The 14,187-nt window shown below is 67.9% G+C and carries 12 protein-coding genes; 3 read left to right on the top strand and 9 right to left on the bottom strand.

Features of this window, described 5'->3' with window-relative positions; genetic code table 11:
• Positions 1 to 100: 100 nt before the first annotated feature.
• Positions 101 to 1,693, bottom strand: coding sequence for a phosphoglycerate dehydrogenase (gene serA / locus QN350_RS10515; RefSeq protein WP_281535366.1), 1,593 nt, complete (start codon positions 1,691 to 1,693; stop codon positions 101 to 103).
• A gap of 96 nt (positions 1,694 to 1,789) precedes the next feature.
• Here serA and QN350_RS10510 point away from each other — a divergent pair, with 96 nt between their 5' ends.
• A complete protein-coding gene (locus tag QN350_RS10510) occupies positions 1,790 to 2,194 on the top strand; it encodes a hypothetical protein (protein ID WP_322140228.1) in 405 nt (134 codons plus the stop codon).
• A gap of 27 nt (positions 2,195 to 2,221) precedes the next feature.
• On the opposite strand, the gene QN350_RS10505 is transcribed toward QN350_RS10510, so the two are convergent.
• Genes QN350_RS10505 through QN350_RS10495 form a run of 3 tightly spaced genes read right to left on the bottom strand, consistent with a single transcriptional unit; the run spans position 2,222 to position 4,101 of the window.
• On the bottom strand, positions 2,222 to 2,641 hold the full coding sequence (locus QN350_RS10505; RefSeq protein WP_281535368.1) for a hypothetical protein: 420 nt from the start codon (positions 2,639 to 2,641) through the stop codon (positions 2,222 to 2,224).
• On the bottom strand, positions 2,638 to 3,216 hold the full coding sequence (locus QN350_RS10500; RefSeq protein WP_322140229.1) for a DNA polymerase III subunit gamma/tau: 579 nt from the start codon (positions 3,214 to 3,216) through the stop codon (positions 2,638 to 2,640). Before QN350_RS10500 ends, QN350_RS10505 begins: the two co-directional genes overlap by 4 nt.
• Before the next feature lie 9 nt (positions 3,217 to 3,225).
• Entirely contained in the window at positions 3,226 to 4,101 is an 876-nt protein-coding gene (locus QN350_RS10495) for a GntR family transcriptional regulator (protein ID WP_322140230.1), read from the bottom strand.
• A 76-nt stretch (positions 4,102 to 4,177) separates the two neighbouring features.
• Here QN350_RS10495 and QN350_RS10490 point away from each other — a divergent pair, with 76 nt between their 5' ends.
• Positions 4,178 to 5,131 (top strand): carbon-nitrogen hydrolase family protein, encoded by a 954-nt coding sequence (locus tag QN350_RS10490; RefSeq protein ID WP_322140231.1) that lies wholly within the window; start codon positions 4,178 to 4,180, stop codon positions 5,129 to 5,131.
• A 12-nt stretch (positions 5,132 to 5,143) separates the two neighbouring features.
• On the top strand, positions 5,144 to 6,514 hold the full coding sequence (locus tag QN350_RS10485; protein ID WP_322140232.1) for an APC family permease: 1,371 nt from the start codon (positions 5,144 to 5,146) through the stop codon (positions 6,512 to 6,514).
• Between the two features lie 89 nt (positions 6,515 to 6,603).
• Here the strand turns inward: QN350_RS10485 and ilvC are convergent, their stop codons facing one another.
• From ilvC to QN350_RS10460, 5 genes are all read right to left on the bottom strand, one after another.
• A complete protein-coding gene (gene ilvC / locus QN350_RS10480; protein ID WP_134532509.1) occupies positions 6,604 to 7,632 on the bottom strand; it encodes a ketol-acid reductoisomerase in 1,029 nt (342 codons plus the stop codon).
• A 67-nt stretch (positions 7,633 to 7,699) separates the two neighbouring features.
• Entirely contained in the window at positions 7,700 to 8,209 is a 510-nt protein-coding gene (gene ilvN / locus QN350_RS10475; RefSeq protein ID WP_281535372.1) for an acetolactate synthase small subunit, read from the bottom strand.
• 4 nt (positions 8,210 to 8,213) lie between these two features.
• Positions 8,214 to 10,058 (bottom strand): acetolactate synthase large subunit, encoded by a 1,845-nt coding sequence (locus tag QN350_RS10470; protein WP_322140233.1) that lies wholly within the window; start codon positions 10,056 to 10,058, stop codon positions 8,214 to 8,216.
• A gap of 38 nt (positions 10,059 to 10,096) precedes the next feature.
• Entirely contained in the window at positions 10,097 to 11,791 is a 1,695-nt protein-coding gene (gene ilvD, locus QN350_RS10465) for a dihydroxy-acid dehydratase (protein WP_322140234.1), read from the bottom strand.
• A gap of 43 nt (positions 11,792 to 11,834) precedes the next feature.
• Positions 11,835 to 14,051: a bifunctional alpha,alpha-trehalose-phosphate synthase (UDP-forming)/trehalose-phosphatase gene (locus QN350_RS10460; protein WP_322140235.1), complete on the bottom strand. Its 2,217-nt coding sequence runs from the start codon at positions 14,049 to 14,051 to the stop codon at positions 11,835 to 11,837.
• Positions 14,052 to 14,187: the final 136 nt, after the last annotated feature.

Below are 14,187 nucleotides of genomic sequence, written 5' to 3'. Positions count from 1 at the left end.
ATGCCGCAGGTCGCGTTGGCGCGCCCCGCCCCCGGGGGGGGGGGGGCGCCGAGACTGGACCGGTTGCTCGCTGTGATCGGTCGGATGACCGAGCGAACGGCTACTCCGTGATGGCGATTTCCACCATCACGTCGGCCGAGATCGCGTCGCGCACGGTGGCGAGCAGGCTTGCCGAGACGGGTGAGTCGACGGTCAGCACGCTCAGCGCCTTGCCGCCGGCCTCGTGGCGGGCGATCTGCATGCCCGCGATGTTGATCTGGGCGTCGCCGAACTCGCGGCCGTAGACGGCGACGATTCCGGGGCGGTCGGTGTAGACCATCACGATCAGGTGCTCGGCGAAGGTGACCTCGACGTCGTACCCGTTGACCTCGACGATCTTCTCGATCTGCTTTGTTCCGGTCAGGGTGCCGGAGACGGAAACCTGTGAGCCGTCGGCGAGGGCGCCGCGAATCTGGATGACGTTGCGGTATTCCGGCGATTCCTTGTCGGTGAGCAGGCGGACCGCGATGCCTCGCTGCTCGGCGAGCAGCGGCGCGTTCACGTAGGAGACGGTCTCGCTCACGACGTTCGTGAAGATGCCCTTGAGTGCCGCAAGGCGCAGCACGCTCACGTCGTAGTCGGCGAGCTCGCCGCGCACGTCGATGTCCACGCTCGTGAGCGGGCGCTGCGCGGTGAGGCCGGAGAAGACCTGGCCGAGCTTCTCGACGAGCGGGATGCCGGGACGCACGTAGGGGTCGATGACGCCGCCGGCGACGTTGACCGCGTCGGGCACGAGTTCGCCGGAGAGCGCGAGGCGCACCGACTTCGCGACGGAGACGCCGGCCTTCTCCTGGGCTTCGTCGGTCGATGCACCGAGGTGCGGGGTGGTGATCAGGTTTTCCAGGCCGAGAAGCTTCGACCCGGTTGGGGGCTCAGACACGAACACGTCGAGACCGGCCCCGGCGATGGTGCCGGCGGTCAGTGCGTCGTAGAGGTCGTCCTCGTCGATGAGGCCGCCGCGGGCGACGTTGATCACGAATGCGGTCGGCTTCATGAGCTTGAACTGCTCGGCGCCGATCATGCCGGTCGTCTCCGCGGTCTTCGGCATGTGGATGGTGACGAAGTCGGACTGGGCGAGGAGTTCCTCGAGCGTCACGGGCACGACGCCGAGCTGCTGCGCGCGGGCGGACGTGATGTACGGATCGAACGCGATGATCTTCGTGCCGAAGGCCTGCATTCGAGCGGCAATGAGGGCGCCGATCCGGCCGAGGCCGATGATGCCGACGGTCTTTTCGTACAGTTCGACCCCGGTGTACTTGGAGCGCTTCCACTGCCCTTCGGCGAGGGCGCCGCTCGCGGCGGGGATATGACGGGCCAGGCTAATGATGTGGCCGACGGTCAGTTCGGCGGCGGAGATAATGTTCGAGGTGGGCGCGTTGACGACCATGACGCCGGCGGCCGTCGCTGCTTTAATATCCACGTTGTCGAGTCCGACTCCGGCGCGGGCGATCACCTTGAGCAGGGGCGCGGCCGCGATGGCCTCGGCATCGACCTTCGTCGCGGAGCGCACGAGCACGGCGTCCGCCGTTGCGAGCGCGGCGAGCAGGGCCGGCCGGTCCGTTCCGTCGACTGTGCGGACCTCGAAGTCGGGTCCGAGTGCATCGACGGTTGCGGGTGATAACTCTTCAGCGATAAGAACGACTGGTTTTGACACGAAAACAGAACCTCCGATAGCAGCAGCAATTGTGGCTCGCGCCGCGACCGTGGGGCGCCAGTATTGCGTCGAGTCTATCGGCCGTAATATTCCCCAATGAGCACTGTTACGTTGGACACCCTCCAGTTCGTCCTGCGCTGCCTTCTGGCGGTGTTCTTCTTCGGCGCGGGGGTCACCCATTTCATCCCGGTGGTCCAGCGCACGATGGCGGCGATGATCCCGCCGGGACTCCGCTTCACGGGACTGTTCGGCGCGCGCGGCCCCGTGGTCCTCGTCGTCTTCACGGGCGTCTGCGAGATGCTGGGCGGCCTCGGCCTGCTCTGGCCGCCGACCGTTGGAGTGACCGGGCTCATGCTCGTGGTCTTCCTGATCGCGGTCTTCCCGGCCAACGCCTTCGCCGCCCGCGACCCGCAGCGCTTCGGTCGGGCCGCGATCCCGCTCCGGATCCGCGTCATCGAGCAGGTCGCTCTCATCGCCCTCGTCGTGCTCGCGATTCTCTGAGCCTGCGAAGCCGGTCCTCCCCTTCGATCAGACGATCAGGCTGCCGAGCCCGAACTGGTAGATGTCGAGGGCGAGGGCGGATGCGAGGGCCAGGCCCACGAGGAACAGGGCGGCCTGCGCGTAGAGCGGCCTGCCCCGCCCGATCCGGGCGGCGAGGAGGAAGACGAGGATCGGCAGGAGCACCCCGGCGATCAGGATTCCCCAGCCGAACCCGCTGAGCCGGGTGTCGAGGGACCCGGCGGCGAGGTTGAGGCCGATCAGGTTCCCGAGGGCCGCCCAGACGTCCCAGGCGTAAAACAGGCCGAAGAACACGGCGACGACCAGGAACGGCCAGGAGGGCCGGCGGCGGGTGGCCGCAGCGTCGGAACCGGTCGAGCCGGTGCCGGACGTAGCGGTACCGGACGCATCGGCGCCGGACGGGTTCGGGTGTGCGATGGGCTCGCTCATGCGACGGCCCCTCCGCTCACGAGCAGCGGCAGGGGTGCGAGCAGCACGACGCCGAGGAGCAGCCAGAGGATCCGTCCGCGCGGCCGGGTCGGGGTCAGCCAGAGCGTCACCGCGAACCATGCGACGGGCGCCGCGATGGCGAGCCAGGTACCCAGGCTGAACATGAAGCTCGCGAGCGCGTCGCCGAGCGGGTTGTCGATCCGGCTCACGCCGATGAACCAGCCGATCGTGAAGAGCAGGTAGATGCCCCCGAACACCCCGAGGGAGATCAGGGTGAATGAGCTCATCGGCGAGCGTTCTGCGCCTCGGGCCGCGGCATCCGCTTCGATTGCGGCGGTCGGTCCCTTGACGCTCCAGCCGTCCGGCAGCGGGGCATAGACCGGTTCGGATACCGGTGCAGAGACCCGAGTTGAGGCCGGAGCCGAGACACCGGGGTCTGACTCGACCGGCGTGCGCGAGTTCTCGCGGGCGTCGGCGTCCTCTGACCGGGTTTGCAGGGTCGGATCGTCGTCGCCGGCCCAGCCGAGCGCGTCGTCGTCGTCGCGCGGATTTCCGCCACGTGGTGCTGAAGTCATAGGGCCAGATTAGCCGTCGGAGTGCGGCGCCGCGTCAGGCAGCGGGTCAGGAGACCTGGAGGGGGGCGTGGTGGTGACCGCTGTCGGGTCATCGTTCGGTGGCTGCGGCAGCCCCACGAACATGGTGTGGTGCAGGGCCTCGACGTGCGCGCGGGCGACGCGCACGGCATCCACAGGGTCGGAGCGGCGGAGCGCGGCAACGAGGTCGGCGTGGTCGTCGTTGACCCCGTGCAGGAACGCGATCGGATAGGGCAGGAAGTACCGGTACAGCGCGGCGAGCGCTGCGCGATAGAGCGGAAGGGCGAAGTCGAGACCGCTCGCGGTGGCGATGCCGACGTGGAAGCTCTCGTCGGCCAGGTGGTACTCGGTCCAGCTTGCCGCCGTGCGCATTCGGGCGATCTGCAGGTCGAGGGCGGCCAGGTCGGCGTCGGTCGCGGCGAGCGCGGCGTGGTGCGCGATGGCGCACTCGAGGAGCACCCGGCGGTCGATGAGTTCGTGGACCTCGGCGGCGTCAGCGAGGTAGCTGCGGATCTCGGCGACGGCCGAGTGCGCGGGAACATCTGCGACGAAGGTGCCGCCGCCGCGTCCCCTGCGGCGCACGAGCACGCCCTCCTCCGCGAGGCTCTCGAGCGCCCGCCGGGCCGTGATCGGGCTGACGGCGAGCGCATCAGCGACGTCCTCGACGGGCGACACTCGTTCGCCCGGCAGCAGCAGGCCGAGGTCGACGGCGAGGGCAAGCCGTGCCCGCACGGTGTCGATCGCGGCGAGGCGGGTGATCCCGGTGACCGAAGGCGCGGTCAGGGCCGCGAGGCCGGTCGGTGCGCTCCCGGACTCTGCACTCCCCGACGGCGCGTCGTCGCCGTCTCCGGGTATCGATATGGTCACGGCACAACAGTAATGGAACCGAAACGCGCTCGTAATGTTCAAAATGATCTAATTTGGGGGAACCCGAGAGGACACCATGACACGACGTCTCACGATCGCAGCCGTACAGGTACCACCGCAGCTCATCGGGGCATCCGTCGAGCTGTTCGCCGCCGAATTTCGGGCCGTCCTGGCCGCGGCTCCGTCCATCGACCTGGTGGTCTTCCCCGAGCTTCATCTCTTCGGCTCCGCCGCCGATCGCGGGGAGACCGCCCCTGAGCCGGTCACCGGCGAGGAGCGCAACGCGACCTTGCGAGCATCCGCCCGCCCGCTCGATGGACCGCTCAGCGACGCCCTCGGAGCCCTGGCCCGCGAGGCCGGTGTCTGGCTGGTTCCGGGCAGCGTGTGCGAGCTCGGACCTGAGGGGGAACTGTTCAACACCGCCCTGGTCTACGCGCCGACCGGAGAACGGGTCGCCTCGTACCGGAAGATGTTTCCGTGGCGGCCGTTCGAGCCATACGACCCCGGGGACCGTTTCGTCGTCTTCGACATGCCGGGCGTCGGCCGCCTCGGCCTCTCCATCTGCTACGACGCCTGGTTCCCCGAGGTGACCAGGCACCTCGCCTGGCTCGGCGCCGAGGTCGTGCTCAATCTCGTGAAGACGACGACGGATGACCGCGCCCAGGAACTCGTGCTCGCCCAGGCCAATTCGATCGTGAACCAGGTCTTCACCGTCAGCGTCAATTGCGCGGGTCCCGCCGGCCGGGGCCGGAGCATCATCGTCGACCCGGAGGGCCTCGTGCTCGCCGAGAGCGCAGGCGCACACGCCGAGACCCTCGTCACGACCCTCGACCTCGAACATGTGACCCGGGTGCGTGACCACGGCACCGCGGGCACCAACCGGCCCTGGGCGCAGTTCGCAGACACGGATGCCGCGATCGAGTTGCCCCTGTACGGCGGGCGGATCTCCCCCCTCACGTGGCGGCCCCGGGCCAGCTCCCCCGCTTCTCCCGATTCCCTCACCGATTCCGCAGCACCCCTCACCCAGTAAGGACGACGACCCATGGCCTCTCCCGCGCTCCCCAGTCCCACCCTCACTCGCTCCCTGACGCTGTCCTCGGTCGTGATCTTCGGCCTGGCATACATGACGCCGATCATCGTCCTCGGGATCTTCGGCATCGTCGCAGAGGTCACCGGCGGCGCCACCCCCGCCGCATACCTGGTCGCCCTCGTCGCGATGCTCTTCACCGCCTCGAGCTACGGACGGATGGCCGCCGCGTATCCCGTCGCCGGCTCGGCGTACAGCTACGTGCGCCGCGCGATCGACTCCCGGGTCGGGTTCCTCGTCGGCTGGGCCGTGCTCCTCGACTACCTCTTCCTGCCCATGGTGATCTGGCTGATCGGCGGGGCCTATCTCGGGGCGCAGTTCCCCGGCGTGCCCGGGTGGATCTGGATCCTCGGCTTCATCCTCACGACGACCGCGCTCAACATCATCGGCATCCGGGTGGCGCAGAAGGCGAACTACCTTCTGATGGCCTTCCAGGTCCTCGTCATCCTGCTCTTCGTCGCCCTCTCGATCGGCTCCGTCGTCACGAATTCCGGCCCGATGGCCCTGTTCAGCTCTGCACCGTTCTTCAGCGACACCGCAGGCATCAGCGGGATCTCGGCGGGGGCCGCGATCGCCGCATATTCGTTCCTCGGCTTCGACGCGGTGACGACACTCACGGAGGAGACGATCAACCCGCGTAAGACGATGCCGCGGGCCATCATGCTGATCGCACTGATCGGCGGGGCCATCTTCGTGCTCGTCGCGTACACGACCACTCTCGTGCACCCCGGCGGCGTGTTCGAGAACTCCTCGTCCGCCGCCTTCGACATCGCACTCACGATCGGCGGCAACGTCTTCGGCGCGATCTTCATCGCCGGCCTCGTACTCGGCCAGTTCGCCTCAGGGCTCGCCGCCCAGGCCGGCGGCGCCAGACTGCTCTACGCGATGGGCCGCGACGGCGTGCTCCCGCGCCGGATCTTCGGTGCGATCAGCGAGCGCTACCGCACCCCGGTGATCAGCATCGTCATAACCGGCGTTGTCGGGCTGATCGCTCTGTTCCTCGACGTGGCCACGTCCACGTCGTTCATCAACTTCGGCGCCTTCACGGCGTTCACGTTCGTGAACCTCGCCGTGATCGCTTTCTTCGTCCGTGAACGGAAGGCCGGGATCCGTCACAACGTCTGGCTCTACGTCGTCATTCCCGCGATCGGCGCCGTCGTTGACGCGTGGCTGCTCACCCAACTCGACGTGAACGCCATCACGCTCGGCCTGGTCTGGCTCGCCGTGGGAGTGGTTGTGCTCGCCTTCCTGACGAAGGGTTTCCGCAAGGCTCCGCCGGAACTCGCCTTCGAGGAGGCAGAAGAGGCCGTCCTCGCCACCCCCTGACCCCTGGCCACAGCAAGAAAGGCGGGGCCCCTCGGATAGAGGGGCCCCGCCTTTCTTATGCACTGCGCTGCGTGCGCTGCGCGCGGTGCTTAGCGGGCGGCTTCGCCGTCGACGTAGTCGTCGTCGTTCGAGGCGTTCCACGCGAAGAGCTTGCGCAGCTCGCGACCGGTGGCCTCGATCGGGTGCTCTTCGCCCTTCTTGCGGAGAGCCAGGAACTCGGGTGCTCCGGCGTCCTGGTCGGCGATGAAGCGTTCGGCGAACGCGCCGCTCTGGATGTCGGCGAGAACGGCCTTCATGTTCTCCTTGACGTGCGGGTCGATCACGCGGGGGCCGGAGACGTAGTCGCCGTATTCCGCGGTGTCGGAGACACTCCAGCGCTGCTTGGCGATGCCGCCCTCCCACATCAGGTCGACGATGAGCTTGAGCTCATGCAGCACCTCGAAGTAGGCGACCTGCGGCTGGTAGCCGGCTTCGGTCAGGGTCTCGAAGCCGTACTGGATCAGCTGCGAGACGCCGCCGCAGAGCACGGCCTGCTCGCCGAACAGGTCGGTCTCGGTCTCTTCGGTGAAGGTGGTCTTGATGCCGGCGGCACGGAGACCGCCGATCGCCTTCGCGTAGCTGAGGGTCAGCGGCCAGGCATTGCCGGTCGCATCCTTCTCGACGGCGACGATGACGGGAACGCCACGGCCGGCTTCGAATTCGCGGCGCACGGTGTGGCCCGGTCCCTTGGGGGCGACCATGACGACGTCGACGCCCTCGGGCGCGGTGATGTAGCCGAAGCGGATGTTGAAGCCGTGTCCGAAGACGAGCGCCTTCCCGGCGGCGAGGTTCGGAAGCACGTCAGCGGCGTACAGGTGACGCTGCACCTGGTCGGGTGCGAGGATGACGATGACGTCGGCCCACTTCGCCGCCTCGGCGGTGCTCAGGACGGTGAAGCCGACCTCTTCGGCCTTGGCCTTCGACTTCGAGCCCTCCTTGAGACCGATGACGACCTCGACACCCGAGTCGCGGAGGTTCTGGGCATGCGCGTGTCCCTGCGAGCCGTAGCCGATGACGGCTACCTTCTTGCCCTGGATGATCGACAGGTCAGCGTCTTTGTCGTAGTAAATCTCAGACACGAGTGGTTATCTCCTAGTTGTTTGGTGAAGAAAGGTCGGTGAAGAAAAGGGGGGTGCGGGGCGGACGCTAGCTCTTGAACACGCGTTCGGTGATCGATTTGGACCCGCGGCCGATGGCGAGGAGTCCGGATTGTGCGATCTCCTTGATCCCGTATGGCTCGAGCACGCGCAGCAGCGCCTGGGTCTTGCCGGAATCCCCGGTGACCTCGATCACGACGGAGTCAGGGGCGACGTCGACGACCCGCGCACGGAACAGCGTCACCGCCTCGAGCACCTGGGACCTCGTCGTGTTGTCCGCACGCACCTTGACGAGCAGGTGCTCGCGGTGCACGGACTGCGCGGGGTCGAGCTCGACGATCTTGATCACGTTGATCAGCTTGTTGAGCTGCTTCGTGACCTGCTCGAGCGGGAGGTCCTCGACGTCGACGAGGATGGTGATCCGCGACAGGCCGGGGATCTCGGTGTGACCGACCGCGAGGCTTTCGATGTTGAAGCCGCGGCGGGCGAAGAGGCCGGCGACGCGGGTCAGCAGGCCGGGCTTGTCCTCGACGAGGAGGCTCAGGACATGGGAACTCATCGGCTTACTCCTCTCCCCAGGTCGGTGCATGGTCTTTCGCGTACTGCACGTAGCTGTTGCTGACGCCCTGCGGCACCATCGGCCACACCATCGCGTCGCGGCTGACCACGAAGTCGATCACGACGGGCCGGTCGTTCGTCGCAAGGGCGAGCTTGATCGCGTCGTCGACCTGGTCCGCGCTCGTGACACGGATACCGAGCGCGCCATAAGCCTCGGCGAGCTTCACGAAGTCGGGCACCATCGCCGAGCCGTGGCCGGTGTTCAGGTCGGTGAAGGAGTGCCGCCCGTCGTAGAACAGGGTCTGCCACTGGCGCACCATGCCGAGCGAGGAGTTGTTGATGATCGCGACCTTGATCGGGATGTTGTTGATGGTGCAGGTCGCGAGTTCCTGGTTGGTCATCTGGAAGCATCCGTCGCCGTCGATCGACCAGACCACCCGGTCGGGTTCTGCGACCTTGGCGCCCATCGCGGCGGGAACGGAGTAGCCCATCGTGCCCGCGCCACCCGAGTTCAGCCAGGAGTTGGGGCGCTCGTACTTGATGTACTGGGCCGCCCACATCTGGTGCTGGCCGACGCCGGCGGCGTAGACGCCTTCCGGACCGGTGAGCTCGCCGATGCGCTTGATCACGTACTGCGGCGCGAGCAGGCCGTCCGTCGGCTCGGAGTAGCCGAGCGGGAACTCCTCGCGGAGGCCGTTCAGGTAGGTCCACCACTCGGTGAAGTCCGGGGTGGTCGTCTTGAGCACAGCGGAGAACGCGACGGCCAGGTCCGCGAGCACGTCCTTGGCGTCTCCGACGATGGGCACGTCGGCGGTGCGGATCTTGGAGATCTCCGCGGGGTCGACGTCGACGTGAACGATCGTGGCGTGCGGCGCGAACTCGCTGACCTTCCCTGTGACCCGGTCGTCGAAGCGGGCGCCGAGCGCGATGATCAGGTCGGCCTCCTGCAGCGACAGCACGGCGGAAACGGTCCCGTGCATGCCCGGCATCCCGAGGTGCTGGTCGTGCGAGTCCGGGAACGCTCCACGGGCCATCAGCGTGGTGACGACCGGCGTGCCGGTGAGTTCGGCGAAGGCGAGGAGCTCGGCGGATGCGCGGGCGCGGATGACACCGCCGCCGACGTACAGCACGGGCTTCTTCGCATCGGCGAGCAGCTGGGCTGCCGCCTGCACCTGCTTGCCATGGGCCTTGGTGATCGGACGGTAGCCGGGCAGGTCGATCTTCGGGGGCCAGATGAAGGGCGCCGTCTTCTGCTGGGCGTCCTTGGTGATGTCGACGAGCACGGGACCCGGCCGGCCGGTCGAGGCGATCAGGTACGCGGATGCGATCGCACCGGGAACGTCCTCCGGGCGCTTGACGAGGAACGAGTGCTTCGTGATCGGCATCGTGATGCCGACGATGTCGGCCTCCTGGAAGGCATCCGTGCCCATCAGCGTCGAGAAGACCTGGCCGGTGATGCACAGGATGGGCACCGAGTCCATGTAGGCGTCGGCGATCGCCGTGACGAGGTTCGTCGCCCCAGGGCCGGACGTCGCGATGGCGACGCCGACGCGGTTGCTCGCCGAAGCGTAGCCCTCGGCAGCGTGGCCGGCGCCCTGCTCGTGGCGCACCAGGATGTGCCGGATGGCGTCCTGGGTCATCAGCTCGTCGTAGAGCGGGATGACGGCGCCGCCGGGCAGGCCGAAGACATCCGTCACGCCCAGCAGTTCGAGGGTGCGGATGATCGCACCGGAACCGGTGAGGAGTTCGGGTTCACCGGATGCCGCCGCGGCCGTCGCTGCGGCGGACGGAGTGGCGGCCGAGGTCGGCGAGGGCGTGGGTGATGGCACGGGGTTCTGTTCCGCGGTCATTGAGTCAGGTCCCTAAGGTCGAGTTCGAATGGTGAGCGCTACCCCGTGACGGCGCCGACGGCGGCCGATTGCACGAGCTTCGTGTACTTGGCGAGCACGCCGCGGGTGTAGCGGGGAGGGAGAGGCGCCCAGCCGACTCGTCGGGCGTCGAGCTCTTCAGGGTCGACCAGTAGGTCGAGCGTGCGAGCTGCGATATCGACCCGTATGAGATCACCATCGCGCACGAAGGCGATCGGACCTGCGTCCACCGCTTCGGGTGCTATGTGGCCGATACACAGTCCGGTTGTGCCGCCTGAGAATCTGCCGTCCGTTAACAGTAGTACATCGGCACCGAGCCCGGCGCCCTTGATGGCAGCGGTGATCGAGAGCATCTCCCGCATGCCGGGGCCGCCCTTCGGGCCTTCGTAACGGATGACGACGACGTCGCCCTTCTCGATGGCACCCTCGGTGAGGGCGTCCATCGCAGCGCGCTCGCGTTCGAAGACGCGGGCAGGGCCGGTGAACACGTCGCTGTCGAAGCCGGCGGTCTTGACGACGGCACCCTCCGGAGCCATCGAGCCCTTGAGGATGGTGATGCCGCCGCTCTTGTGGATCGGGTTGTCGAGCGTGCGGAGCACCTCGCCGTCGAGGTCGGGCGGGTCGATCTCCGCGAGGTTCTCTGCGACGGTCTTGCCGGTCACGGTGAGCGCGTCCCCGTGGATGAGGCCGGCCTCGAGCAGGGCGCGCATCACGGCGGGCACCCCGCCGTGGCGGTCGACGTCGTTCATGACGTATTTGCCGAACGGCTTCAGGTCGCCGATGTGCGGAACCTTGTCGCCGATCACGTTGAAGTCGTCGAGGCTCAGCTCGACCTCGGCCTCCCGGGCGATGGCGAGGAGGTGCAGCACCACGTTCGTGGATCCCCCGAAGGCCATGGCCACGGCGATCGCATTCTCGAAGGCCTTGCGGGTGAGGATGTCCCTGGCCGTGATACCGAGGCGCAGCAGGTTGACGACGGCCTCGCCGGAGCGGTGCGCGTAGTAGTCGCGGCGGCGGTCGGCCGAGGCGGGGGACGCGGATCCCGGCAGGCTCATGCCGAGGGCTTCTGCGACGCTCGCCATGGTGTTGGCCGTGTACATGCCGCCGCAGGCCCCCTCGCCGGGGGCGAAGGCGCACTCGATCCGCTTCGCGTCGGCCACGGACATCCGCCCGGCCTTGACGGCGCCGACGGCCTCGAACGAGTCGATGATGGTGATGTCTTTTTCGGTGCCGTCGGAGAGCTTGACCCAGCCGGGCGCGATCGAGCCGGCATAGAGGAAGACGCTTGCGAGATCGAGGCGGGCGGCGGCCATCAGCATGCCGGGCAGGGACTTGTCGCAGCCGGCGAGCAGGACGGAGCCGTCGAGGCGCTCGGCCTGCATGACGACCTCGACGGAGTCCGCGATGACCTCCCGGGAGACGAGGGAGAAGTGCATGCCCTCGTGGCCCATCGAGATGCCGTCGGAGACGGAGATAGTGCCGAACTGCAGCGGGTAGCCGCCACCGGAGTGCACACCCTCCTTGGCCGCCTGCGCGAGGCGGTCGAGGGACAGGTTGCACGGGGTGATCTCGTTCCAGGAACTCGCGATGCCGATCTGGGGTTTGTCCCAGTCGGCGTCGCCCATCCCGACCGCGCGGAGCATTCCGCGGGAGGTCGTGGCTTCGATTCCGTCGGTGACGTCGCGACTACGCGGTTTCAGATCGATCTCAGGCATGTAGTGATTCTAGAACCTGTGTTTCGGGAACTTTGCCGCAGGGTTACCGTTCGCTGGGAGTTCCGGGGGTTCCTGAAGCTTCGGCGGCCTCCCGGAGGTCGGCGATCAGCTGGAGCACGATCGGCACTTCCTCCGGTCCGCGCACCCGGTAGCCCGCGATGGTCGTGCCCGCGCCGATCTTGAGTCCGAGGTCGCTGGGGTGCAGCGCGGTGAACGCGTCTTCGTCTGTCACGTCGTCACCGGCGTAGAACACCCGGTCGGCGCCCGTGTATGCACGGAGCCGTTCGAGAGCGTCGGCCTTCGAGCTCGAACGCACGGCGAATTCGAGCACGTTCTTGCCCTCGCGCACGGTGAGATCCGGCAGGACGGCGCCGAGCTGTGCGCGGGCGTCGCGTTGCACGGCCTGGGCGGCCTGCACGGTCGCCTTGCGCGTGTGCAGGGCGAGCCCGGCGGGCTTGCGTTCGATCCAGACGCCCGTCACGGATGCCGAGACCCGCTCGAGCACCCGGGTGAGCGTGTCGAGCTGGTCGAGTTCGTCCTGGTCGAGCCCGAGTTCTTCGCCCGGGGTGTCCAGTTGCACCTCGATGCCGTGTGAACCGGTCAGGAGCACCTCGATCTGCGGTTCGGCGACCTGGCGCAGGCTCGCGAGCGACCGGCCGGAGACGAGGGCGACCCGCACGCCGTCGAGCCCGATCAGGCGTTCGACGGCCTCGCGGGTGCCGGCGACGGCACGCGAGTCCTGGGGGTTGTCAACGATCGGGGCGACGGTGCCGTCGAAGTCAAGCGCGATGAGCAGCGAGCCTGCCGCACTGAAGTCGCGGACGGCGTGGACGAGGTCTGCGGGTACGCCGGGCTGCACGGCGGCGCCCTCCCGAAGGGTGCGCAGGAACGACGACGACCAGGCGGCGACGTCGTTGTCGAACACCTTGCGGCGGAGAGCCCGCATCCGCCGCTGCCGTTCGGGGCGCGGCATCGCGATCGCCCGGAGGATCGCCGCCTTCATCCCGTCGATGTCGTGCGGGTTGATCAGTACGGCCTGCTTGAGTTCGTCGGCGGCCCCGGCGAATTCGCTCAGCACGAGCACGCCGTCCTTGTCGTCGCGGACGGCGACGTATTCCTTGGCGACGAGGTTCATCCCGTCGCGGAGGGCGGTGACGAGCATGACGTCTGCGGCGAGGTACAGGGCGACCATCTCTTCGCGCGGGTAGCCGTGGTGGTGGTAGCTGATCGCGGTGTGGCTGATCGTCGAGTAGTCGCCGTTGATGCGGCCGACGGCGAGTTCGATCTCGTCGCGGAGGGCCATGTATGCGCCGACGCGCTCCCGGGAGGGGCTCGCGACCTGCACGAGGGTGACGTCCTCGACGGAAATCGACCCGTCCTCGAGGAGCTCGCCGAAGGCCTTCAGACGGTGGCCGATGCCCTTCGTGTAGTCGAGCCTGTCGACGCCGAGGATGATCGTCTTCGGGTTGCCGAGGTCTTCGCGGATGCGGCGCGCGCGGGCCTGGATCTCCGGCTGCTTCGCGAGGTCGGCGTATGCGATGGCGTCGATGGAGATCGGGAAGTGCTTGGCGATCACGCGGCGGTGGTGTCCCCCGGCGCCCGGGACGTCGATCGCGACACCGCGGGTGGAGTAGCCGAAGAGGCGACGGACCGCGCGGGAGAAGTTACCGGCATCCGCCAGCCGCTGGAAGCCGATCAGGTCGGCGCCGAGCAGGCCGTCGAGGATCTGTTTGCGCCACGGGAGCTGCGCGTAGATGCCGTACGGCGGGAACGGTATGTGGTTGAAGAAGCCGATGACGAGGTCGGGGCGCATGTCGCGCAGCATCCGCGGCACGAGTTGCAGCTGGTAGTCGTGTACCCAGACGGTGGCACCGGATGCCGCGGCCGCTGCGGCCGCTTCGGCGAACCGCCGGTTCACGCGCACGTATGCCTCCCACCATTCGCGGTGGAAGCTCGGCGGGGAGATCACGTCGTGGTAGAGCGGCCAGAGGGTGTCGTTGGAAAAGCCCTCGTAGTAGTCCTCGAGGTCGGCGTCGGTCAGCGAGACGGGAACGATGTTGATGCCGTCGTTCTCGAAGGGGGCGAACTCGCGGTCTGCGACGCCGGGCCAGCCGACCCAGGCGCCATCGGACGAGCGCATCAGCGGTTCCAGGGCTGTGACGAGTCCGCCCGGTGAGGTCTTCCAGCTCTCGGTGCCGTCTTCGGCGACGACGAAGTCCACGGGCAGCCGGTTCGAGACGGCGACGAGGGCGTATGTCACCTTCGGCTCGGCAGCGGGCGTGGTGACGGCTTCGATCGAAATGGCTGGTCCGTTCCGGTACCTGCACGGCGCACGCACCTTGGTGGACTTCCAAGGATACCAGCAGCCCGTGCCGAGCTCCCTGACTATTGGGCAG

This window comes from Cryobacterium sp. 10I5 (assembly GCF_035019865.1).
Lineage (GTDB): Bacteria > Actinomycetota > Actinomycetes > Actinomycetales > Microbacteriaceae > Cryobacterium > Cryobacterium breve_A.
Note: the sequence above shows the minus strand (reverse complement) of the source record. Positions and strands in the feature narration are given on the sequence as shown.